At 60.9% G+C, this 21,931-nt stretch carries 28 protein-coding genes; 12 read left to right on the forward strand and 16 right to left on the reverse strand.

The window, feature by feature from the left end; genetic code table 11:
- Window positions 1-115 precede the first annotated feature (115 nt).
- From AC1D3C_RS27745 to aat, 5 genes are all read left to right on the forward strand, one after another.
- Window positions 116-892, forward strand: a complete 777-nt coding sequence (locus AC1D3C_RS27745) for a DsbA family protein (protein ID WP_477485141.1) — start codon at window positions 116-118, stop codon at window positions 890-892.
- Between the two features lie 134 nt (window positions 893-1,026).
- On the forward strand, window positions 1,027-1,464 hold the full coding sequence (gene aroQ / locus AC1D3C_RS27750) for a type II 3-dehydroquinate dehydratase (RefSeq protein ID WP_038585793.1): 438 nt from the start codon (window positions 1,027-1,029) through the stop codon (window positions 1,462-1,464).
- Between the two features lie 28 nt (window positions 1,465-1,492).
- Window positions 1,493-1,951 (forward strand): acetyl-CoA carboxylase biotin carboxyl carrier protein, encoded by a 459-nt coding sequence (gene accB / locus AC1D3C_RS27755; protein ID WP_038542081.1) that lies wholly within the window; start codon window positions 1,493-1,495, stop codon window positions 1,949-1,951.
- An 8-nt stretch (window positions 1,952-1,959) separates the two neighbouring features.
- Window positions 1,960-3,306 carry an acetyl-CoA carboxylase biotin carboxylase subunit gene (gene accC, locus AC1D3C_RS27760; protein ID WP_038542079.1) on the forward strand — a complete coding sequence of 449 codons (1,347 nt, stop codon included), beginning with the start codon at window positions 1,960-1,962 and terminating at the stop codon, window positions 3,304-3,306.
- Window positions 3,307-3,314: 8 nt separating this feature from the next.
- The gene (gene aat, locus AC1D3C_RS27765; protein WP_038542077.1) at window positions 3,315-3,932 is read left to right on the forward strand and encodes a leucyl/phenylalanyl-tRNA--protein transferase; all 618 of its coding nucleotides are present in this window, start codon (window positions 3,315-3,317) and stop codon (window positions 3,930-3,932) included.
- Window positions 3,933-3,939: 7 nt separating this feature from the next.
- Here the strand turns inward: aat and AC1D3C_RS27770 are convergent, their stop codons facing one another.
- The 6 genes from AC1D3C_RS27770 to AC1D3C_RS27795 form a co-directional block, all read right to left on the reverse strand.
- The gene (locus tag AC1D3C_RS27770; protein ID WP_037081092.1) at window positions 3,940-4,359 is read right to left on the reverse strand and encodes a DUF2155 domain-containing protein; all 420 of its coding nucleotides are present in this window, start codon (window positions 4,357-4,359) and stop codon (window positions 3,940-3,942) included.
- A gap of 76 nt (window positions 4,360-4,435) precedes the next feature.
- Window positions 4,436-4,834, reverse strand: a complete 399-nt coding sequence (locus AC1D3C_RS27775; protein WP_038542075.1) for an NADH:ubiquinone oxidoreductase subunit NDUFA12 — start codon at window positions 4,832-4,834, stop codon at window positions 4,436-4,438.
- A gap of 103 nt (window positions 4,835-4,937) precedes the next feature.
- Window positions 4,938-5,399: an N-acetyltransferase family protein gene (locus AC1D3C_RS27780; RefSeq protein WP_477485142.1), complete on the reverse strand. Its 462-nt coding sequence runs from the start codon at window positions 5,397-5,399 to the stop codon at window positions 4,938-4,940.
- Between the two features lie 23 nt (window positions 5,400-5,422).
- Window positions 5,423-5,929, reverse strand: a complete 507-nt coding sequence (locus tag AC1D3C_RS27785) for a GNAT family N-acetyltransferase (RefSeq protein ID WP_038542070.1) — start codon at window positions 5,927-5,929, stop codon at window positions 5,423-5,425.
- Window positions 5,930-5,934: 5 nt separating this feature from the next.
- Window positions 5,935-7,440: an Asp-tRNA(Asn)/Glu-tRNA(Gln) amidotransferase subunit GatB gene (gatB, locus tag AC1D3C_RS27790; RefSeq protein ID WP_247137786.1), complete on the reverse strand. Its 1,506-nt coding sequence runs from the start codon at window positions 7,438-7,440 to the stop codon at window positions 5,935-5,937.
- 98 nt (window positions 7,441-7,538) lie between these two features.
- A complete protein-coding gene (locus AC1D3C_RS27795) occupies window positions 7,539-8,048 on the reverse strand; it encodes an N-acetyltransferase family protein (RefSeq protein WP_477485143.1) in 510 nt (169 codons plus the stop codon).
- A 281-nt stretch (window positions 8,049-8,329) separates the two neighbouring features.
- On the opposite strand from AC1D3C_RS27795, the gene AC1D3C_RS27800 reads away from it, so the two are divergent.
- Window positions 8,330-8,587, forward strand: a complete 258-nt coding sequence (locus AC1D3C_RS27800; protein ID WP_477485144.1) for a YjhX family toxin — start codon at window positions 8,330-8,332, stop codon at window positions 8,585-8,587.
- Window positions 8,588-8,696: 109 nt separating this feature from the next.
- On the opposite strand, the gene AC1D3C_RS27805 is transcribed toward AC1D3C_RS27800, so the two are convergent.
- The 5 genes from AC1D3C_RS27805 to AC1D3C_RS27825 all read right to left on the reverse strand — a co-directional run bounded on the left by AC1D3C_RS27805 (window position 8,697) and on the right by AC1D3C_RS27825 (window position 12,259).
- Window positions 8,697-8,993: a hypothetical protein gene (locus AC1D3C_RS27805; protein WP_477485145.1), complete on the reverse strand. Its 297-nt coding sequence runs from the start codon at window positions 8,991-8,993 to the stop codon at window positions 8,697-8,699.
- Between the two features lie 42 nt (window positions 8,994-9,035).
- Entirely contained in the window at window positions 9,036-9,518 is a 483-nt protein-coding gene (locus AC1D3C_RS27810) for a hypothetical protein (RefSeq protein ID WP_477485146.1), read from the reverse strand.
- 102 nt (window positions 9,519-9,620) lie between these two features.
- On the reverse strand, window positions 9,621-11,102 hold the full coding sequence (gatA, locus tag AC1D3C_RS27815) for an Asp-tRNA(Asn)/Glu-tRNA(Gln) amidotransferase subunit GatA (RefSeq protein ID WP_477485147.1): 1,482 nt from the start codon (window positions 11,100-11,102) through the stop codon (window positions 9,621-9,623).
- A gap of 57 nt (window positions 11,103-11,159) precedes the next feature.
- The gene (gatC, locus tag AC1D3C_RS27820; RefSeq protein ID WP_477485148.1) at window positions 11,160-11,447 is read right to left on the reverse strand and encodes an Asp-tRNA(Asn)/Glu-tRNA(Gln) amidotransferase subunit GatC; all 288 of its coding nucleotides are present in this window, start codon (window positions 11,445-11,447) and stop codon (window positions 11,160-11,162) included.
- Window positions 11,448-11,557: 110 nt separating this feature from the next.
- On the reverse strand, window positions 11,558-12,259 hold the full coding sequence (locus tag AC1D3C_RS27825; protein ID WP_247035225.1) for a metal-dependent hydrolase: 702 nt from the start codon (window positions 12,257-12,259) through the stop codon (window positions 11,558-11,560).
- Between the two features lie 131 nt (window positions 12,260-12,390).
- Here AC1D3C_RS27825 and ruvX point away from each other — a divergent pair, with 131 nt between their 5' ends.
- Window positions 12,391-12,879: a Holliday junction resolvase RuvX gene (gene ruvX, locus AC1D3C_RS27830; RefSeq protein WP_038549038.1), complete on the forward strand. Its 489-nt coding sequence runs from the start codon at window positions 12,391-12,393 to the stop codon at window positions 12,877-12,879.
- On the opposite strand, the gene AC1D3C_RS27835 is transcribed toward ruvX, so the two are convergent.
- The 3 genes from AC1D3C_RS27835 to AC1D3C_RS27845 all read right to left on the reverse strand — a co-directional run bounded on the left by AC1D3C_RS27835 (window position 12,822) and on the right by AC1D3C_RS27845 (window position 14,638).
- Window positions 12,822-13,148, reverse strand: a complete 327-nt coding sequence (locus AC1D3C_RS27835) for a DUF6105 family protein (RefSeq protein WP_038542055.1) — start codon at window positions 13,146-13,148, stop codon at window positions 12,822-12,824. The genes ruvX and AC1D3C_RS27835 overlap by 58 nt on opposite strands.
- A gap of 294 nt (window positions 13,149-13,442) precedes the next feature.
- Complete coding sequence (locus tag AC1D3C_RS27840; protein WP_038542051.1) at window positions 13,443-13,928, reverse strand: group II truncated hemoglobin; 486 nt, start codon at window positions 13,926-13,928, stop codon at window positions 13,443-13,445.
- Between the two features lie 65 nt (window positions 13,929-13,993).
- Window positions 13,994-14,638 (reverse strand): TetR/AcrR family transcriptional regulator, encoded by a 645-nt coding sequence (locus AC1D3C_RS27845; protein WP_038542049.1) that lies wholly within the window; start codon window positions 14,636-14,638, stop codon window positions 13,994-13,996.
- 185 nt (window positions 14,639-14,823) lie between these two features.
- Here AC1D3C_RS27845 and AC1D3C_RS27850 point away from each other — a divergent pair, with 185 nt between their 5' ends.
- On the forward strand, window positions 14,824-15,759 hold the full coding sequence (locus AC1D3C_RS27850; RefSeq protein WP_477485149.1) for an AEC family transporter: 936 nt from the start codon (window positions 14,824-14,826) through the stop codon (window positions 15,757-15,759).
- Here the strand turns inward: AC1D3C_RS27850 and AC1D3C_RS27855 are convergent.
- Window positions 15,741-17,393, reverse strand: a complete 1,653-nt coding sequence (locus tag AC1D3C_RS27855; RefSeq protein ID WP_477485150.1) for an acyl-CoA dehydrogenase family protein — start codon at window positions 17,391-17,393, stop codon at window positions 15,741-15,743. The genes AC1D3C_RS27850 and AC1D3C_RS27855 overlap by 19 nt on opposite strands.
- Before the next feature lie 202 nt (window positions 17,394-17,595).
- Between AC1D3C_RS27855 and AC1D3C_RS27860 the strand changes: the two genes are divergently transcribed.
- Genes AC1D3C_RS27860 through dprA form a run of 4 tightly spaced genes read left to right on the forward strand, consistent with a single transcriptional unit; the run spans window position 17,596 to window position 21,607 of the window.
- Entirely contained in the window at window positions 17,596-18,537 is a 942-nt protein-coding gene (locus AC1D3C_RS27860) for an aspartate carbamoyltransferase catalytic subunit (RefSeq protein WP_105437415.1), read from the forward strand.
- On the forward strand, window positions 18,534-19,820 hold the full coding sequence (locus AC1D3C_RS27865) for a dihydroorotase (RefSeq protein ID WP_477485151.1): 1,287 nt from the start codon (window positions 18,534-18,536) through the stop codon (window positions 19,818-19,820). Before AC1D3C_RS27860 ends, AC1D3C_RS27865 begins: the two co-directional genes overlap by 4 nt.
- Entirely contained in the window at window positions 19,789-20,451 is a 663-nt protein-coding gene (gene plsY, locus AC1D3C_RS27870) for a glycerol-3-phosphate 1-O-acyltransferase PlsY (RefSeq protein ID WP_051899686.1), read from the forward strand. The genes AC1D3C_RS27865 and plsY overlap by 32 nt, the downstream gene beginning before the upstream one ends.
- 13 nt (window positions 20,452-20,464) lie before the next feature.
- Window positions 20,465-21,607, forward strand: coding sequence for a DNA-processing protein DprA (gene dprA, locus AC1D3C_RS27875; protein WP_477485152.1), 1,143 nt, complete (start codon window positions 20,465-20,467; stop codon window positions 21,605-21,607).
- On the opposite strand, the gene AC1D3C_RS27880 is transcribed toward dprA, so the two are convergent.
- Window positions 21,587-21,793 carry a hypothetical protein gene (locus tag AC1D3C_RS27880; protein WP_477485153.1) on the reverse strand — a complete coding sequence of 69 codons (207 nt, stop codon included), beginning with the start codon at window positions 21,791-21,793 and terminating at the stop codon, window positions 21,587-21,589. The genes dprA and AC1D3C_RS27880 overlap by 21 nt on opposite strands.
- Window positions 21,794-21,931 lie beyond the last annotated feature (138 nt).

The following is a 21,931-nucleotide window of genomic DNA, read 5'->3' on the forward strand; positions in this document are numbered from 1 at the left end:
TGAAAACGGCCTGGACATGATTTTGAGGTTTTTTGGAAAGCCCGACTGGCTTACTTTGGGCACAAACGACAACAATGGTGCGCGGGATTCGTGTGCCCGATCCAAGAGGATATGGATGACTCGCCTGTTCAAGACGCCCGCTTTCAAGACATTGGCCGCCGGCTCGATGCTGGCCTTCGCATTTTCCGTGGCCGCCCCGGCTGTCGCCCTGGACGACCAGCAGAAGAAGGAGATGGGCGAGTTCATCCGCCAATATCTGATCGAGAACCCGGAAGTGCTGGTCGAGGTTCAAAACGCATTGGAAGCCAAGCAGCAGACCCAGCGCGTCGAACAATCGACCAAGGCGATCGCGGACAACAAGCAGGAGATTTTCTCCTCGCCGACCGACATCACGCTCGGCAATCCGAAGGGCGACGTGACCATCGTCGAGTTTTTCGATTACAATTGCGGCTACTGCAAGCGGGCGCTCTCCGACATGGACGACATCCTTTCCAAGGACAAGAACGTCCGTTTCATCCTGAAGGAATTCCCGATCCTCGGGCCGGACTCGCTTGCAGCCCATCGGGTGGCCAACGCCGTGCGTCTGCTGGCGCCTGAGAAATATGCAAAATTCCACCGCGAACTGCTTGGCGGCAAGCCGCACGCCTCGGAAGCGACGGCCATTGCGGTCGCGGGTGCGCTTGGCGTCAAGGAAGCGGCGATCCGCAAGTCCATGGCCGATGAGCCGAACGACGATCTGGTGCGCGACGCCTATCGGATCGCCAACGCGATCGGTATCACCGGCACGCCGACCTATGTGGTCGCCGACGAAGCCGTCTTCGGCGCCGTCGGCCTCGATACGATCGAGCAGAAGGTCGCCAATGTGCGCGCCTGCGGCAAGGCGACCTGCTGACAGGGCAGGTGCCAACCAATAGATGTTCCATCGCAGTGGACTCACGGGCTTTCGGCGCGGCGGGGGCTTTCCCTTGCCGCCTCGCCGGTCTATAGGTGGCCCCTGAATTTCTGCAGGGAACCAATAGATCAGTGATGAGCAAGACGGTCTTCGTCCTCAACGGCCCCAATCTCAATATGCTGGGCAAGCGCGAGCCGGGCATCTACGGCGCTGCCACGCTGAAGGACGTCGAGAACGACTGTATTGCAGCCGGCAGGGAACTTGGCTTCGACGTCGATTTCCGCCAGAGCAATCACGAGGGCGTGCTGATCGACTGGATGCACGAGGCCAACGAAAAGGCCGTCGGCGTCGCCATCAATGCGGGCGCCTATACCCATACCTCGATTGCATTGCACGACGCCATCAAGGCGATCTCCGTGCCGGTGATCGAGCTTCATATCTCGAATGTCCACGCGCGGGAGGAATTCCGCCATCATTCGATGATCGCACCGGCGGTAAAGGGCGTGATCTGCGGTTTTGGCACCGCGAGCTACATTCTGGCGCTGCACGCCTTAAAATCCATTACCGCTTGACAAGATAAACAGAACAATAGGGTTTGCCATGTCTGACAAGAAGAACGGTATCGACAAGGGACTGATCCGCGACCTCGCGAACATCCTCAACGAGACCGACCTCACCGAGATCGAAGTCGAACAGGACGATCTGCGTATCCGCGTATCCCGCGCCGGCACGATGCAGTATGTCCAGGCCCCGATCGCAGCGCCCGGCTACGCTCCGGCTGCCGCAGCCGCTCCCGTTGCTGCAGCGCCCGCCGTGCAGGACAACAAGAACGCCGTGACCGCGCCGATGGTCGGCACTATCTACCTCTCCCCGGCCCCGGGTTCGCGCGCCTTCGTTGAAGTCGGCGCCACCGTCAAGGAAGGCCAGACGCTGCTGATCATCGAAGCCATGAAGACGATGAACCAGATCCCGGCGCCGCGCTCCGGCAAGGTCACGGAAATCCTGGTCAACGACGCTCAGCCCGTCGAGTATGGCCAGCCGCTCGTCGTCATCGAGTAGGCGCATCCATGATTTCCAAGATCCTCATAGCCAACCGCGGTGAAATCGCGCTTCGCGTGCTTCGCGCCTGCAAGGAACTCGGCATCGCGACCGTCGCGGTCCATTCCACCGCCGACGCCGACGCCATGCATGTGCGGCTTGCCGACGAAAGTGTGTGCATCGGCCCGCCGCCGTCGCGCGACAGCTATCTGAACATTCACCAGATCGTCGCCGCCTGCGAAATCACCGGCGCCGACGCGGTGCATCCGGGCTACGGCTTCCTGTCGGAAAACGCCAAGTTCGCGGATATCCTCGACGCGCACGGCATCACCTTCATCGGTCCGACCGCCGACCATATCCGTATCATGGGCGACAAGATCACCGCCAAGCAGACCGCGCAGGAACTCGGCATCCCCGTCGTTCCCGGTTCCGACGGCGAAGTGAAGCCCGAGAATGCGATGGAAATCGCCCGCCAGATCGGCTTCCCTGTGCTGATCAAGGCAACCGCCGGCGGCGGCGGACGCGGCATGAAGGTCGCCAAGACAGAGGCCGATCTCGACGAGGCCGTGTCGACTGCCCGTTCCGAAGCGCTCGCCGCTTTCGGCAACGATGCCGTCTACATGGAAAAATATCTCGAGAAGCCGCGCCACATCGAAATCCAGGTTGTCGGTGACGGCGAAGGCAACGCCATCCATCTCGGTGAACGCGACTGCTCGCTGCAGCGCCGCCACCAGAAGGTCTGGGAAGAAGCCAATTCCCCTGCCCTCAACGTCGAGCAGCGCATGAAGATCGGCGAAGTCTGCGCCGACGCGATGCGCAAGCTGAAATACCGCGGCGCCGGCACGATCGAGTTCCTCTACGAAAATGGCGAGTTCTATTTCATCGAAATGAACACCCGTCTTCAGGTCGAGCATCCGGTCACCGAAGCGATCACCGGCATCGACCTCGTGCATGAACAGATCCGTGTCGCCTCTGGCGGCGGCCTGTCCGTCCGCCAGGAAGATATCGTATTCTTCGGCCATGCCATCGAATGCCGCATCAATGCCGAGGATCCGCGCACCTTCGTGCCGTCGCCCGGCACGATCACGCATTTCCATGCGCCCGGCGGGCTTGGCGTGCGTGTCGATTCCGGCGCCTATGCGGGCTATAAGATCCCGCCCTACTACGACAGCCTGATCGGCAAGCTGATCGTGCATGGACGCACCCGCGTCGAATGCATGATGCGCCTGCGCCGCGTGCTGGACGAGTTCGTCGTGGACGGCATCAAGACGACCCTGCCGCTGTTTCAGGACCTCGTCGACAATCCGGATATCGCCAATGGCGATTATGACATTCACTGGCTGGAAAACTACCTCGCCGGCGACAAGACGCATTAGGGAGATCGATGGCAGGGCGGCGTGGCAGATATTACCCGGCGATAACCCCGGAAATCCTGCTGCGCGCCTATTCCATCGGCCTCTTTCCGATGGCCGAATCCGCCGACGACCCGGAAATCTTCTGGGTCGAACCGGAAATGCGCGGCATCCTGCCGCTCGACGGCTTCCACGTTTCGAAAAGCCTGGCCAAGGCGGCCCGCAAGACGCCGCTCGACATCCGCTTCGACACGGCATTCGAGCGGGTGATCGCCTTCTGCGCCGAGCCCGCCGGCGACCGACCGAGTACCTGGATCAACTCCACCATCCGCAAGCTTTATATCGAACTGCACCGCATGGGCCACGCGCACAGCGTCGAGGCCTTCGAGGGCGACGAACTGGTCGGCGGCCTTTATGGCGTTTCGCTCGGCTCGGCCTTCTTCGGGGAGAGCATGTTTTCGAGGCGCACGAACGCTTCCAAGATCTGCCTCGTACACCTTGTCGAGCGGCTTCGGAAAAATGGCTTCACGCTGCTCGACACCCAGTTCACCACCGAACATCTGAAAACGTTCGGCGCGATCGACATCCCCAAGGACGACTATCTCAAGCTTTTGAGAAAAGCGGTCGATTCCCCGCATCTGAAATTCTGACGGGGAATCAGTTGGTCGCCTTCGGCGGCGGCACGTCGGACTTCTGTTTGCAGCCGGTCAGCCAGACGTCGTAGATCGGATGCTCGACGGCATTGAGGCCGGGGCTGTCGGCGAACATCCAGCCGGTGAAGATCCGGCGGATCTTGCGGTCAAGGGTGATCTCGTCGACTTCCACAAAACCATCGATTTTCTGGGCTTCCGTCTCGTCGCGGGAATAACAAACTTTTGGCGTCACCTGCAGCGCGCCGTATTGAACGGTCTCGTTGACATAAACGTCGAATGTAGTGATGCGGCCGGTGATCTTGTCGATGCCGGCAAAGACCGCGACCGGATTATTCAGCCGCGCTGCAGACACACCATCCGCCGCAAGCACGGATGCAAGCGCGATCAATGCGCCGACCATTGGCTTGCGTGGAAAAACCGTCATCAATCCCATTATGCTTCCCGTCCCGGCGATCCCGTCGGCGTCGAGACCTAGAGTGCGATTGTGGCCAAAACAGGTGTCAGTTGCCGGGCGTCCAGGCATCGTAATCGCCTGTGACGCGGGGGCGTTCGCCGGTGGCGGCAAGCGAGCCCTGCGGGTGATAGGCAAGCGGCGTGCCGGTGGCATTCAGCTTGTGCGCCTTTTCCCATTCCCGAGCCTTGTAATCTTCCTGCGACGGAGCAACGTCGGTGCGATAATGCATCCAGCCATGCCAGCCCGGCCCGATTGCGGAAGCTTCTGCGTAATTCTTGTAGATCACCCAACGCTTCGGCTTGCCCCAGGAGGTCATCGGGCCTTCGTAATAGATGTTGCCAAGCTCGTCTTCGCCGACCTTCTTGCCGAAACGCCAGGTGAAGAACCGGGTGCCCATGGTCTGTCCGTTCCACCAGGTGAAGATCTGCAGCAGGAGGTTTTTCATGGATGTTCCGTCGGCTTGGCAAACAGGATGGCGATCGAAGTGGTTGATCCGCTTATGCCGCTTGGCGCCTTCGATGTCCAGTGATTCCAAATGTCGCGCACGGTCATTTGAGCTTCATCTTGAAGCCGAAATGGCTTTTGGCGAAGCCGAGCCGTTCATAGAAGCGATGCGCGTCCGTGCGGGCCATGTTGGAGGTGAGCGCGACCTGGCGGCAGCCGCGGCGCCTGGCTTCCTCGATCGCATGATGGATCATCTGACCGCCGATGCCCTTGCCGCGCATCTCGCCGCGCGTCTGCACCGCCTCGATGATCATCGACAGCGATCCCCTGCCCGTCAGCGTGCGGTTGAAGAGGATCTGGAACGTGCCGGCCACTTCGCCTTCCAGTTCGGCAACGAAAAGCTGCTCGTTCTGGGAGGCATCGATGACGTTGAAGGCGCGCAGGTAGTCGTCGAAGGCGGCCTCGTCCTTCGTGTCGCCATGGCCTCCGACGTCATCCGCGGCAAACAGGTCGATGAGCTCGGGAAGATCTGCTTGCCGCGCTCGGCGGATGACGATATCGGCCATGCAAAAAGTCCTCCTCGGGTGGGTCAGCGCAACTCCAGCCGTTTCTCCATGATGATCGCCGGCAGGCCGGAATTCGGAGCACCCCACTCCTCCATCCTGTCGACCTCGGAAAACCCGAGCCTCTCGTAAAAGGACATCGCGCGCACGTTGGGCAGCGCGACCTCGACCCGCATGATCTCGGCATCCGGAAAACAGGTTTCGAGTTCGGCGAAGATGTCGCGGCCGATGCCCTCGTTCTGGCAGGACGGCTTGACGTAGAGCTGGTGCAGCATCGCCGTCTTCACCATCTTCGGATACATGGCGGCATAACCGATGCCGCCGATATCCTTGCCGTTGTCGGCGACCAGGAACTCGCCGCCGCGCTTCTGGATGCGCGCCTTGACGGCGCCTGGAGAATGCCAGCCGTCGACCATTCTCCTGACCTTGTCGGCCCCGTAGAACGGATCATAGGTGTCGTGAAAAGTCGCCGCCAGCAGGGCGCGGATCTGCTCGACGTCAGCTTCTCCGGCAGTGCGGACGAAGTAGACCATCGGGCCTACTCCTCTTCGATCCCGAGCTTCGCCTTGACCAGTGCCTGGACGGCCTGCGGATTGGCCTTGCCGCCGGTCGACTTCATGACCTGGCCGACGAACCAGCCGGCGAGCGTGGGTTTGGCCTTGACCTTGGCGACCTGGTCCGGATTGGCAGCGATGATCTCGTCGACGGCGGCCTCGATTGCGCCGGTATCGGTGACCTGCTTCATGCCGCGGCTCTCGACCAGTTCGGCCGGGTCACCGCCTTCGTTGAGCACGATCTCGAACAGGTCCTTGGCGATCTTGCCGGAGATGGTCTCGGCCTTGATGAGGTCGATGATGGCGCCGAGCTGGGCAGGCGAAACCGGAGTCTCTTCAATGTCTTTGCCGGTTCTGTTCAAGGCGCCGAGCAGATCGTTGATCACCCAGTTTGCCGCCGTCTTGCCGTCGCGGCCCTCGGCAACAGCCTCGAAATAATCGGCGATCGCCTTTTCGGAGACCAGCACCGAGGCATCGTAGATCGACAGGCCGAGTTCGCGCACGAAACGGGCCTTCTTGTCGTCCGGCAGTTCCGGCAGGTGCTTTTCCAGCTCGGCGATGAAGGCATCGTCGAACTCGAGCGGCAGCAGGTCCGGATCCGGGAAATAACGATAGTCGTGCGCGTCTTCCTTCGAGCGCATCGAACGTGTTTCGCCCTTGTTCGGGTCGAAAAGGCGAGTCTCCTGGTCGATCGAACCGCCGTCTTCGAGAATGCCGATCTGGCGGCGTGCTTCGTATTCGATCGCCTGGCCGATGAAGCGGATCGAGTTGACGTTCTTGATCTCGCAACGGGTGCCGAATTCACCGCCGGGCTTGCGCACCGAGACGTTGACGTCGGCGCGCATCGAGCCTTCGTCCATGTTGCCGTCGCAGGTGCCGAGGTAGCGCACGATCGAGCGAAGCTTGGTCATGTAGGCCTTCGCTTCGTCGGAAGAGCGCATATCGGGCTTGGAGACGATCTCCATCAGAGCCACGCCGGAGCGGTTCAGGTCCACATAGGACATGGTCGGATGCTGGTCGTGCATCGACTTGCCGGCATCCTGTTCGAGATGCAGGCGCTCGATGCCGATCTCGATATCCTCGAACTGACCCTGGCGGTCCGGGCCGAGCGAGATGACGATCTTGCCTTCGCCGACGATCGGATCCTTGAACTGGGAGATCTGATAGCCCTGCGGCAGGTCCGGGTAGAAATAGTTCTTGCGGTCGAACAACGAACGTTTGTTGATCGCAGCCTTCAGGCCAAGCCCGGTGCGCACCGCCTGCTTGATGCATTCCTCGTTGATCACGGGAAGCATGCCGGGCATGGCCGCATCGACGAGCGAGACGTTGGAATTGGCCGGCTTGCCGAACTCGGTTGAGGCGCCGGAGAAAAGCTTGGAATTGGAAAGGACCTGAGCGTGCACCTCCAAACCGATGATGACTTCCCAATCGCCGGTGGCACCGGGAATGAAGCGTTTCGGATCGGGCGTGCGGACGTCGACAAGGGTCATCTGATGCTCGTGAAATGGTCTCGATTGCGTTTTCTGGAGGTAGAGCAAATGGCGCGGACGTGCAAGCTTAACCGACGTCTTGAAGCTGGCAGGGCGATCTAGAAGCTCGGCCCGTAAGTATCCGGCGCTTCGAGAACGAGGCGCTTCGACAGGCCGACCGATTGCACGTCGCGGTCGATCTTCGGGGAATAGCTTGTGGAGAGCCAGTTGATGGAATAGCCCTGCTTTTCGAAAAAGCCGATGGCTTCGGTATTGCGGGCATGGGTCTCGACGCGAGCGACTTCAAAACCCTGGTGGACGATCTCGGCCTCGATCTCGACGAGTAGCGCGCGGCCCAGCCCCTGTCCCTTGAAGGACGGATCGATCCAGAAATCGGAGATCAGTTCGTCGAGTTTTTCACGCGCCGCCCAGCCGGCGACATTGCCGCCCTGCTCGATGACGGTGATGGTCAGCCAGGAGGAGCGCGTGAAATTCTGGAAGGCGGTGCGGGCGCCGGAGCGCATGTCGGTCATCTCGCCGATCGACATCATGGCCTTTTCCCAGGAGCGGAAGCCGGTTTCCGCCAGGATATCCACCTCGTCCTCACGCGCATTGCGAATATGGGCCATAACTTCCCCTGTTGCAGCCTCAGTAGACCACTGAGTCTGCGCTTTGACCAGTGCAACATATAGGGCGTTTCCGTCAGGTGCTTGACGACCACGGAAAACCCGCCTAGTGCGGATTTCGTATCGATGGAGTTTTGATGTTCTCTTCCGTAGAGACCCGGTAAGGGGCCGGCCCCGCTCTTAAAGCCGCGCCGGCCCAGACAAAAACGAGAACCCCGACGTCACGCGACGCCGGCAACGTTTTTGTGCGCTCGTTCACGAGCRCTTCTCCGGACATCAAGACAATGGATATTTCCCGCGCCGAACAGCGCATCCTCCACCTGCTCGCCCAGGGCGGCAGGATCGAGATTACCCGCGATCAAAACCGCAAGATCGAAAAACTCCAGCTGGTCACCCGCGAGGGTTGGGTCTTCTCGGGTTTAGACCTCACCACCTTCCGCAAACTCAAGCAGAAACGAGCGATCAAATCACAGGGCGGCAAGCCTTATCGCATCACCGAACGGGGATTGGTGCTGGTGAGGGCCGAGCAGGACAATCGGTAGCAAAAACGACGGCCGGTCTTCTGGAAGCGAAGACCGGCTTCATGAATTTCGCAGCGAAATTGGCTTATTGCATTTTTTCAGTGTTCGGCGATCTCTGATCCTGGAATAACTAGCTTCCATTCTTGATTTTCATTTGTGTGGTATCAAGCGGAAAATGGCCTGCTGCACCCTTCGGAAAAACTGCGTTAAGCCGCAGCCCACTAGGAGATCTGCAATCAATCACTCTTTTAGAAATAGGAATGATAACCCAATCTTGAGCAATTAGCTCTTGAACCTCAATGCGGGTATAGCAAGGCAATATTTCTCTTTGCTTAGTATCGAAATGCGCCTGTCTCTGATTAGAGACAGGCATGTCGCACCCATCATAATCGCATTGCAAAGCGGCTCTCAACTTAAAATAGGCCATACGCTCTCCCCAAACTTATACTATCTGAGGATTGCAAACCTACTAAAGGTTGTCAACAGTCCTGAGTAATCTTCTGACTTGAATTGATACACTGTAGGACATCCAAAGGGCTAGCAGTGCGAAAACAACAAAAGGCGCCATACACAAAAATGCGAATATGAAAGTTATTACATCAACCAAAGCAGGGGACTTCAAAGAGGACACGAATAAGAACACAAGAGACAGTATTGCCATCACAAGAAACGCCGGCTGAAAATAATAATAAAATACGTCCGCCAACCTCCTTGATCTATTTTCAACCTTATAATCCAAATCTTCTGACTTTTTCAAATATTGATCAATTAATTCAGATCGAGACTGCTCGCGATTTCTTCGCATGAGCAATCCATTCTTTAGTGAAGTCACGATGTCTTTTTCACGCTGAAGTGCCGTGCTGAATAACGCGAGTAAAACAGCAAACGTTAGGTTAACAGCTACTGAAAGCTGAAAAACAGATTGGAGGGAAGCGTATGTCACATCATCCATTCCTTGGCTCCACCATAAGAAGAACTGACATTACTCAACAATTTGCAGTGTAACGCGATTCCGTGTGTTCTGCAAATGAGACTACAATCTTGAGATATTATTTTACCACCACTTCGCCGGCGTGAACCGGCCGGCGGCCTGTTCGATGACATGAGCGGTGCGGAACAGAGTTTCTTCCTCGAACGGCTTGCCGATCAGTTGCAGGCCGAGCGGCAGGCCCTTGGCATCGATGCCGGCGGGAACGGCGATGCCCGGCAGGCCGGCCATGTTGACCGTTACCGTAAAAATGTCGTTGAGGTACATCTTGACCGGATCGGACGCGAGGTCCTCGTCGGCGATGCCGAAGGCGGACGACGGCGTGGCGGGCGTCAAGATTGCGTCGACGCCGGCGTTAAAGACGATCTCGAAGTCGCGCTTGATCAGCGTGCGGACTTTTTGCGCCTGAAGGTAATAGGCGTCGTAATAACCGGCCGACAGAACGTAGGTGCCGATCATGATGCGGCGCTTGACCTCGGTGCCGAAACCGGCGGCGCGGGTCTTTTCATACATGTCGACGATGTCCTTGCCGTCGACGCGCAGGCCGTAACGCACGCCGTCGTAACGGGCGAGGTTCGACGAGGCTTCGGCAGGAGCGACGATGTAATAGGCCGGCAGCGCGTATTTGGTGTGCGGCAGGGTGATGTCGACGATCTCGGCACCGGCATCCTTCAGCCAGGCAATGCCCTGAGCCCAAAGTTTCTCGATCTCTTCCGGCATGCCTTCGACGCGGTATTCTTTCGGAATGCCGATCTTCATGCCCTTGAGCGACTGGCCGAGCGAGGCTTCATAATCCGGCACCGGCAGGTCGACGGAGGTCGTGTCCTTGGCATCGACCGACGCCATCGACCTCAGCATGATCGCCGCATCGCGCACATCACGGGCGATCGGGCCGGCCTGGTCGAGCGAGGATGCGAAGGCGACCGTGCCCCAGCGCGAGCAGCGTCCATAGGTCGGCTTGATGCCGACGGTGCCGGTGAAGGCGGCCGGCTGGCGGATCGAACCGCCGGTATCCGTCGCGGTAGCACCGGCGCACAGGAATGCGGATACGGCAGCGGCTGAGCCGCCGGAAGAGCCACCCGGAACCAGCTGCTGGTTCGAGCCCCTCGCTCTCCACGGGTTGACGACCGCACCGTAATGCGAGGTCTCGTTGGAGGAGCCCATCGCGAACTCGTCCATGTTGAGCTTGCCGAGCATGACCGCGCCGTCGTCCCAGAGGTTCTGGGTGACGGTCGATTCGTATTTCGGCAGGAATCCGTCGAGGATATGGCTGCAGGCCTGGGTATGGACGTCGCGGGTGGCGAACAGGTCCTTGATGCCGAGCGGAATGCCTTCGAGCGCACCGACCTGGCCCGCGGCGCGGCGGGCGTCGGAAGCCTTCGCCATGCCGAGCGCCTTTTCCGGCGTCACCGCCACATAGGCGTTGAACACCGAGTTGGCGGCGTCGATCGCGGAAAGATAGGCCTCGGTCAGCTCGACCGAGGTGAATTCCCTGGCTTTGAGCTTTTCGCGGGCTTCGGCAATGGTGAGGCTGGTGAGTTCGGTCATGGGCTCTTCAAACGGTTCGAATACGAGGAGGAGGTTCGACGGGGCGCTATTCAGCGCTCACTCGACGACCTTCGGCACCAGGAAAAAATTGTGGTCGGTGGAAGGCGCATTGGCGACGATATCGTCGGCCTTGTCGCCGTCGGTGACATTGTCGGCGCGCTTGCGCATGTTCATCGGGGTCACCGATGTCATCGGCTCGACGCCCGTGACATCGACTTCGGCAAGCTGCTCGACGAAATTGATGATACCGTTCAGTTCGCCGACCATGCGATTGGCATCTTCCTCGGTGACCGCAATGCGGGCAAGGCGCGCGACGCGCTTGACGGTGGCGAGATCGACGGACATGGCATAACTCCGATGGGAAATTTCCCCTTCGCTATAATGGCCATGTCTGCCCTTCGCAACAGGGAGCGCACCTCAATTTGCGAAGGGCGGGCAGCCTGAAAGGATGCTGTTCAGAAGGTCAGGCTGCCGCCCGGAGCCGGCGTCTCGACCCGGGTGCGCGAACCTTCCATGCCCTTGACGAACTTTTCCGGCGTCTGATCGACGCCCGGCAGGCCATAATGGCAGGGCAGCGCATGCTTGAAATCGAAGAAACGCTGGCAGGAAAGCGCCGCCACCGCGCCGCCCATGGTGAAGCGGTCGCCGATCGGCACGATGCCGATATCCGGCTGGTGCAGTTCATTGATCAGGGCCATGTCTGAGAAGATGTCGGTATCGCCCATGTGGAGGACGGAGGGCTCGTCGTCGAAATGTAGCATCAGGCCGTTTGCGTTGCCGAGGCAGTGCGAAACGCCGTCTTCGGTCAGCGAGGCAGACGAGTGCAGCGCATTGGTGAAGGTGGCGGTGAACCCTTCGAAACCGACCGTGCCGCCGGTATTGCCCATTTCGAGCTTCTCGACGCCCTTCTTGGCCAGCCAGACGCCGAGGTCATAGTTGGCGAGAACGACGGCACCGGTTTCCTTGGCGATCTGAACCGTATCGCCGACATGGTCGCCATGGCCGTGGGTCAGCAGGATATGGGTCAGCCCTTCGGCGGCAGCCTTGATATCCTGGCCGGCAAAGGCGGGGTTATAGGTCAGGAACGGGTCGACCAGGATCTTGGCCTTGGCGGTCTCGATGCGGAAGGCGGCATGGCCGAGCCAGGTGATCTTCATGGAAAACTCTCCTTCAATATAGTGTGGATGGTAACGACACATAGCCGATATGAGGCTAAAGGGAAGTGGGACAGAGGGTGGGACAAACCCGCTCTGGACACCCTATTTGGATCCCTGGGGATGAAGAACGCATGACAGTGATGACGATCGAGGAACTGGCCGAAGCCTTGCAGCCTGCACAGGCGATTGCCGGGCTCGACCTCGGCACCAAGACGATCGGGCTTGCCATGTCGGATCTCGGCCGGCGCTTTGCCACGCCACGTCCCGTCATCAAACGGGTGAAGTTCACCAAGGATGCCGAAGTGCTGCTCGCCTTTGCCGAAAAGGAGAAGGTGGCGGGCTTCGTCATCGGCTTGCCGACCAACATGGACGGCTCGGCCGGTCCGAGGGTTCAGGCGACACGCGCCTTCGTGCGCTCGATGTCGGAAAAGACCGCCCTGCCCTTCGTCTTCTGGGACGAGCGTCTCTCGACGGTGGCCGCCGAGCGGGCGCTTCTGGAAATGGACGTGTCGCGGGCCAAACGTGCCGAGCGGATCGATTCCGCCGCGGCGAGCTTCATTCTTCAGGGAGCGCTCGACAGGCTCTCTTCGCTTGGCAGGGAGACCGACTTCGCAAGCTGACGCTTCTGCCACCAAGCGGCAATCTCGCGGCGCTTGCGGAAGGCGACGATGGCGAACACGACCAGGCTGTCGAAAACCATGGCACGCGCCACCAAAGGCGGAATGGTTTCCGGCGGAATGCCGAGAATATTGCCGTAGATCTGGAAGACCAGGTCATGGGTCTGGCGGGTCAGCATGAAGAAGCCAAAGCTCATGTCGTAGTAGGAAAGCCCGTACCAGCTGGACAGCAGCAGGACCGGGCCGGCCCACAAAATCAGGAACCACTTCATGCGGTTCTCCCCCTTAGCTCGACGGGATAAACATCCAGAGACACGAGCCATCTCGATAGAGCCATAAGGCTCAGGACCAGTGCGGGAACGGCAATATCAAGTGCCAGCGCCGCGAAGATCGTCGTCATGACAAGCAGCAATGCCCTGCCCCTGATTGTGGTTCCCATACGCGGATACTCGGCAAACGTTGTAGTTAACAGTGCGTTAACGTGGAACTTAAGCCCGCAGGGATTTGCCGCAACGGAAACCGGGGGAGATGGTTAATTTCGCAAGTGTGCCTGTGGATAGAGCAGGTCAGGCTGCCGGCGATTTGGGCTTCTTCGGAATATACGGACCACCGGTTTCGCCCCACCCCCATTCGGGCATTGGCGCATGCTCGTAAACCTTGGCTCCAGGCTGCGAATTGACGACCGCAAGCCGCGTTCCCCATTCGAGATAGCCGACCAGTGCGGATGTGAACTCCGGATCTGCCGGAAGTTCGAGATCCGTATAGGTGTCGAGCAGAATATTGATCCATCGCCGGCGCATCGGCTCGGTCAGATGTCTTTCAAGATGATGGCGTACCATCGCCGGATGACCGCCGCGTTGTTCCGAATAGAGTTTCGGTCCGCCAATGACCTCGGCAATGAACATTGCAACATGCTCGGGATGGTTCTTGTCCATGCCGGCAAAGACGGGCCCGAGCAGGTCATCCGCCGGGACGCGACGATAGAACTCCGTCGTTAGCCGCAGCAGCGCATCGAAGCCGCCGATCCATTCATATAGCGTCGGTACGGTCATGGTCGTTCCCTCGTCTTCCGAAGAGATATGAGGCGGACGTCATGGCTTCAAGACTTGGGCGCCGATCAGCCGTAGATCGCGCGAACCAGGCGGCGGAGCGCGTTGCCGACCTTGTCCCAGTCCTTCTCGGTTTTCAGCGCCAGACCGGCGAACTGGCCGCTGACGGCGGCCGATATCACCAGGTGCTGGATCGCCGCAAACAGCAGCGCATTGGTGGTCGCGGCATCGACGCCCTTCGGCGGCGTCAGCGAGCCCCGCATCTTCTCGAGCCATTTGCCGAGCGCCTTGGTGCGCGCCTCCGACAGCCGGCGGACCTGCGGCGTGTCCTGCGAGACCTCCCAGGCGACGATCTTGCAGACCAGCGGATCGTCGCGCAGCGCTTCCATGAAATAGATGGAGAGCTTCTCCATCAGGTCGCCATAGGTCAGCAGGAACATGCCGCCGGTATCTTCCGGGATGCGATCCTTGACCCAGGTGCCGAGATCGGCGCCGATCGCCTCGATCAGCCCGTCGAGACCGCCATAATATCGATAGATGAGTTGTTTGTCGCAGCCGGCGCGGCGCGCCACGGCGTTGATGCCGAAACCCTGGAACCCCTGTTCGGCGAGCAGCGCGCGGGCGGCCAGGAAGATCGCCCGCTCGGTGCCGGCGCGGCTGCGCACTTTCGCGACCGAACCTTCTTGCGCTGTGACTTCAGGGATCTGGAGCATTTTCCGCCTGTTTCGGTTTCGTCTTGACCCACCGCGATAGTCGGTGGCTTCCGCTGCCGCAAGCTGTCTCCGTCGCCATGCACAGGATTGCGCGCGCCGCACTTGAATTCGCGGGGCTCTTACATTGCACTATCGGCGTGGGAGGACTAACGAGATCGTAGTCTCCCACCGACGTGCCCTCCTCCATGCTCATCGTCTTCCAAAGCGTTCTGCCGATTTTCCTGCTGGTTCTCCTCGGCATGGGATTAAAACGCGCGCCGATCATCAATCCCGATTTTTGGGACGGGCTCGAACAGTGCAGTTACTGGGTGCTGTTTCCGGCCCTGTTGTTCTCGACCATGGCCAAGGCGGATTTTTCGAATACCGAAGACCTGACGGTCAGTTTCGCGGCGATCGTTTCTGTTCTGGTGATGTCGGGCGGCTTGCTGTTGGCATGGCCGCTGCTGCGGAACCTGCGCGTCGGCGGACCGGCCTATACCTCGCTGTTCCAGACCGCGACGCGCTGGAACGCCTTCATGGCGCTGGCGATCGCCGCAAAGACCTACGGCCAGCAGGGCCTGACCATGGTCGGCCTGGTGATGGCGGCGATCATCATCCCGCTCAACTTCATCAACGTGACGGTGCTGCTGTGGTTCTCCGGCCACGACCGGAACTACAGGGCTATTCTCTACAGGATCTGCACCAATCCGCTGATCCTCTCGACGGCGCTCGGCATCATCGTCAATCTCATCGGCATTCCGATCTATGAGCCGGTGATGGTGGCGGTCGACCTGCTGTCGCAGGCTTCGCTCAGCCTCGGCCTGATCACGGTCGGCGCGGGCCTGCGGGTCATGGACGCGCTCAAGCCGAGACCGATCACGTTGCTTGCCGTCTTCCTGAAGCTGATCGGTTTCCCAATCGTTGCCGTCGGTGTCGGTGCGCTGTGCGAGGTCCAGGGCAACGGCCTCGTCCTCCTGGCACTGAGTGCCGCGGTGCCGACCGCGATGAACGGTTATCTGCTTGCAAAGCAGCTGAATGGCGATGCGGACATGTATGCGGCGGCGGCAACCCTGCAGGTCGTCGCCTCGTTCCTCACCATTCCGGTCGTGATGACGGTCGTCGCCTACGTCGCGGCTGGATAAAGCAGGTCGACGATATAACGGGCGTCGAAACGGGCATCGAGCATGCCGTAGGTCGAGCGCCAGCCGCCGGCGAGCCGCGTTTCCAGGAAAGCATCGGCGATCTTGCCGGCGCCGAGCCGCACCAGTTCGGCTGCCGCAGCCGCAAGTGCCAGCTGTTCTACCAGAAGCCGGGCGGCACCCTCGTCGGTTTCGCAGAGCGCCATGGCGGCGCGCAGCACTTCGACCGTCTTTTTGCCCGCAGGACCAAGATCCCGTTCGAAACCGGCAAGCACCGTGTTGAACAGGTCCCGCCCCCGCGACAGGACCCGGAGCACGTCGAGCGCCATCACGTTGCCGGAACCTTCCCAGATCGCGTTGACCGGAGCCTCGCGATAGTGCCGGGCGATCGGCCGTTCCTCGATATAACCGTTGCCGCCGATGCATTCCATCGCTTCGTAGATAAGCGACGGCGCAATCTTGCAGTTCCAATATTTGATGACCGGCGTCATGACTCGGGCAAAAGCCGCGTCGGCCGGGTTGCTGGCGGCGCGATCGAAGGAATCGGCGAGCCTGAAAGCGAGCGCCGTCGCGGCAGCCACGTCGAGCGCCATGTCGGCGATGACGCGCGTCATCAGCGGCTGATCGACGAGCTTCTTGCCGAAGACACTGCGGCCACGGGTGTGGTGGACCGCTTCGGCAAGCGACGCACGCATGATGCCGGCGGATGCCAGCGCGCAATCGAGCCGCGTCAGCGTCACCATGTCGAGAATGGTACGGATGCCGCCGCCCGGTTCGCCCAGCAGATAACCGAAGGCATCGGTGAATTCGACTTCGGAGGACGCGTTCGAGCGATTGCCGAGCTTGTCCTTCAGGCGCTGGAACTGCAGGCCGTTCGCCGACCCGTCCTCAAGCAGCCGCGGCACCAGGAAACACCCGATGCCGTCGCCGGTCTTTGCCAGCATGACGAAACCGTCGCTCATCGGTGCCGACATGAACCACTTGTGGCCGGAGAGCCGGTAGATGCCCTCGCCCACGCGTTCGGCGGTCGAGCGGTTGGCGCGCACGTCGGTTCCGCCCTGCTTTTCGGTCATCCCCATGCCAAGGGTGACCGCGCTCTTCTGCAAGGCAGGGCGATTCGTCGAATCGTATTTGCGCGACAGGATCTTTGGCGCCCATTCCTTCTGGACGCGGGGCGAGGCCATCAGCGCGGCAATCGAGGCGCTGGTCATGGTCAGCGGACACAAATGGCCGCATTCGAGCTGCGCCGACAGATAGAATCGCGTCGCTCGCGCCTTATGTTCGTGGCCTTTTGCTTCCGGAATGTTTTCCCAGACGGAGGAATGCAGGCCGGTCTGCATCGAACGGCGCATCAGCGCGTGCCAGGCCGGGTGGAACTCGACGACATCAAGCCGCTCGCCGCGCGGACCGTGGGTCTTCAGCTTCGGCGGGTCCTCGTTCGCCATGCGCGCCAGTTCCTGCGCCTCCGGCGAGGTCACGTAACGGCCGAGCTGGTCGTATTCCTCGCGGATAGTGCGGTTCAGCGTGCTCGTCAGGTCGACGACCAGCGGATCGGATCGGTAGGCATTGATGCCGGACCAGGGTTTTGGCTGGTTCAGTTCGGCAAATTTTTCTTCGGCGCGCGACATCTGGTTCATGAAACGGGTTCTAGCGGAAGTTACCGGGCCTGGGAACGGCGCCCGCTCAGGATTTCTGGCGTTCTCAACAAAAGGCCGCACCCACGCCGGGAAACCACTGTGAGCGACAATGGACAAACAAGCAGTGAGATAAACCCCGCGCCCGCTTGCAGCGGTTGTCGGCAGTCATTATAGACCGCCGAACGCAAGCGGAGACGTGTCCATGGTCTTCTTCCCTCATCGCCATCTGATTGGCATCAAGGGCCTTACCGAACAAGACATCACCTTTCTTCTCGACAAGGCCGACGAGGCCGTGAAGATTTCCAGGCAGCGGGAGAAAAAGACCTCCACGCTGCGCGGGCTGACCCAGATCAATCTGTTCTTCGAAGCATCCACCCGTACGCAATCGTCCTTCGAGCTCGCCGGCAAACGCCTGGGCGCCGACGTGATGAACATGTCGGTCGGCAATTCCTCGGTCAAAAAGGGCGAGACGCTGATCGATACGGCGATGACGCTCAATGCCATGCGCCCGGACGTGCTCGTGCTGCGCCATTCCTCGGCCGGTGCCGCCGCACTTCTGGCGCAAAAGGTCGCCTGCTCCGTGATCAATGCCGGCGACGGTCAGCACGAGCATCCGACCCAGGCGCTGCTCGACGCGCTGACCATCCGCCGCGCCAGGGGCAAGCTGTCGCGCATCATCGTCGCTATTTGCGGCGACGTGCTGCATTCGCGCGTCGCTCGCTCGAACATTCTTCTGCTCAACGCCATGGGCGCGCGCGTTCGCGTGGTGGCGCCTTCGACGCTGCTCCCTTCGGGTATCAGGGACATGGGCGTCGAGGTCTTTCACTCCATGGAAGAGGGTCTCAAGGATGCCGACGTGGTGATGATGCTGCGCCTGCAGCGCGAGCGCATGGCCGGCGCCTTCGTGCCGTCGGTGCGCGAATATTTCCGCTTCTACGGGCTCGACGCCGAAAAGCTCAAGGCCGCCAAGCCAGATGCGCTCGTCATGCATCCCGGCCCGATGAACCGTGGCGTCGAGATCGCCTCGGAAGTCGCCGATGGCCCGCAGAGCGTCATCGAGCAACAGGTGGAAATGGGGGTCGCGGTGCGCATGGCCGTGATGGAGGCCCTGCTCGTCTCCCAGAACCAGGGAGAACGCGCATGACCCCTACCGTCCTCAAGAACCTCCGCATCATCGACCCGTCGCGCAATCTCGACGAGACCGGCACGATCATCATCGGCGCCGACGGCCGCATCCTCGCCGCCGGGAAGGACGCACAGAACCAGGGCGCGCCGGAAGGCGCGACGGTTCGGGACTGCCAGGGCCTCGTCGCGACGCCGGGCCTCGTCGATGCCCGCGTCTATGTCGGCGAACCGGGCGCCGAACACACCGAAACGATCGAATCGGCAAGCCGGGCGGCGGCAGCCGGCGGCATTACCTCCTTCATCATGATGCCCGACACCGACCCTGTGATCGACGATATCGCGCTGGTCGAATTCGTGCAGAAGACGGCCCGCGACAAGGCCGTGGTCAACGTCCATCCCGCCGCCGCCCTCACCAAGGGGCTGGCCGGCAAGGAGATGACCGAGATCGGCCTGCTGCAGCAGTCGGGCGCCGTCGCTTTCACCAACGGCCGGCATGGGCTTTCCGACACGCTTCTGCTGCGCCGGGTGATGACCTATGCGCGCGAATTCGATGCGGTCGTCTCGCTGGAATTGCGCGAAAAATATCTCGGCAACGGCGTGATGAACGAAGGCTTGTTCGCGAGCTGGCTCGGCCTGTCCGGCGTGCCGAAGGAAGCGGAGATCATCCCGCTCGAACGGGACTTGAGGATCGCCGGCCTGACGCGAGCGAAATACCACGCCGCCAAAATCTCCGTGGCGGAATCGGCCGAAGCGATGCGGGTCGCCCGGGCCCGCGGCGCCAACGCCACCTGCGGCGTCTCGATCAATCACCTGGCGCTCAACGAGAACGACATCGGCGAATACCGGACCTTCTTCAAGCTGTCGCCGCCGCTGCGCTCCGAAGACGACCGCGTGGCGATGGCGGATGCTCTCGCCGACGGCACGATCGATATCATCGTCTCCTCGCACGATCCGCAGGACGTCGACACCAAGCGCCTGCCGTTTGCCGATGCCGAGGATGGCGCGATCGGGCTGGAGACGCTGCTTGCAGCAGCGCTGCGCCTGCACCATGACGGTCGCGTGCCGCTGATGCGGCTGATCGATGCGATGTCGACCCGGCCGGCGCAGATCTTCGGGCTTGATGCCGGCACGCTGAAGCCCGGCGCCAAAGCCGATATCACACTGATCGACCTCGACGAGCCTTGGATCGTTTCGAAGGATATGATCTTGTCGCGGTCGAAGAATACGCCGTTCGAAGACGCGCGATTCTCGGGCCGCGCCGTCGCTACCTATGTGGCCGGCAAGTGCGTCTACACGCTTTAAGGGGAGCAAGGGCGTGAGTGAACTCTTCAACTGGCAGATCACCCTGCCGATCGCGCTGGCCGCACTGGTGTTCGGCTATCTGCTCGGCTCCATTCCCTTCGGCCTGATCCTCACCCGTGCGGCAGGACTTGGCGATATCCGGTCGATCGGATCGGGCAATATCGGCGCCACCAACGTGCTGCGCACCGGCAACAAGAAGCTCGCGGCCGCCACCCTGCTGCTCGACGCGCTGAAGGCGACCGTCGCGGCGCTGGTCGCCTGGTATCTCTTCGGAAAAGAAGCCGGGCTGCTGGCCGGTTTTGCAGCCTTCATGGGCCATCTCTTCCCGGTCTGGCTCGGCTTCAAAGGCGGCAAGGGCGTCGCCACCTATATCGGCACGCTGCTTGGCGTCGCACCGTGGATGGTGCTGGTGTTTGCGGCGATCTGGCTCGGCGTCGCCAGGATCAGCAAATATTCGTCGCTGGCCGCTCTGGTTGCAACCCTTGTCATTCCGGTTGTGCTGTGGTTCTTAAACGAGCCGAAGATCGCGCTGGTCATGGCCGTCATGACGGTGATTTCCTGGTGGAAGCACGAAGCCAACATCAAGCGGCTGATCGCCGGCACAGAAAGCAGGATTGGCCAAAAGGGATAGACCGGGGGAAACAATGCCGGACGGCAGCGCGAAACGAACAGGAATTGCGCTGACGGAGAGGCAAAGGATCGCCTGGCTAAGGCTGATCCGCTCGGACAATGTCGGCCCCGCCACGTTTCGAGATCTCATCAACCACTGCGGCTCGGCGGAAAACGCGCTTGCCATGCTGCCCGAACTCTCCGCCCGCGGCGGAGCGACCAGGGCAATCCGGATTGCCGGCGTGCAGGAGGCCGAACGCGAACTCGAAGCCGCCCATCGCTKTGGCGCTCGCTTCGTCGGCATCGGCGAACCGGACTATCCGCCGGCGCTGCGCCAGATCGAAGGCGCGCCACCGCTTCTTGCCATGAAAGGTGACCTTTCCGCCGCAACGCGCCCGTCCGTCGGCGTCGTCGGATCGCGCAACGCCTCGATTTCGGGCGCCAAGTTCGCGGCAATGATCGCAAGGGATTGCGGCCGCGCCGGTTATACGGTGACGTCAGGCCTTGCCCGCGGCATCGATACCGCAGCCCATCGCGCCAGCCTGGAAACCGGAACAATCGCGGTGCTCGCCGGCGGGCTCGACCAGCCCTACCCGCCGGAAAACATTCCACTGCTCGACGAGATCACCGAGGGCGCCGGCCTTGCAGTCAGCGAAATGCCGTTCGGCTGGGAGCCCCGTGCGCGGGATTTCCCTCGCCGAAACCGGCTGATATCCGGCATTTCGCTGGGGGTCGTGGTGATCGAGGCGGCGGAGCGCTCGGGCTCGCTGATCACAGCCAGGCTGGCGACCGATTTCGGACGGCTTGTCTTTGCGGTTCCCGGTTCGCCGCTCGATCCGCGCTGCCACGGCACCAACGGGCTCCTGAAACAGGGTGCGATCGTCACCACAGGATCGGCCGATGTGATCGAGGCGCTGGCGCCGCTGTCACAACTCGATCTCTTCAACCAACCGATGGTCGAAGAACCGAAGGAGGGCGGCGAGATGCTGCCGCCCAATGACGACGACCGGGCGGTCATCGTCTCGGCGCTCGGACCGACACCGGTCGATGTCGACGACATCATCCGCCACACAGGCCTGCCCGCCTCGTCCGTCTATCTCGTGCTGCTGGAACTCGATCTCGCTGCCCGGCTGCATCGCCATGCCGGTGGAATGGTCTCACTCGCGATGGAAGACTGAGCGGGGGCGTCGGCCGGCCTGGACGTCTCCCGCCTCCACATAGGCCATTTCGATGAGGTAGCAGAGCATGTCCGCGCCCTCTCCCAAGGCGACCTGCCGGAGTTCCCCCAGCATCTGCCTTATATAGGCGATATTTTCTCTGGCATCGTCGTCACGCCGGCCATTCGCCTCACCCCGAGAAACCATATTCCGTCCTGTCAAAAAAAAGCCGATCGCGGTCCAAATAAATTCACCTTGAGGTATGCTGCGGACCATATCGCATTTATTTAAGATTGCAACTAATTGTATATCTTCTCCAGGTTGCATCTCGTTGTACCCTATAAT

This window comes from Neorhizobium sp. P1_A6, from assembly GCF_056406795.1.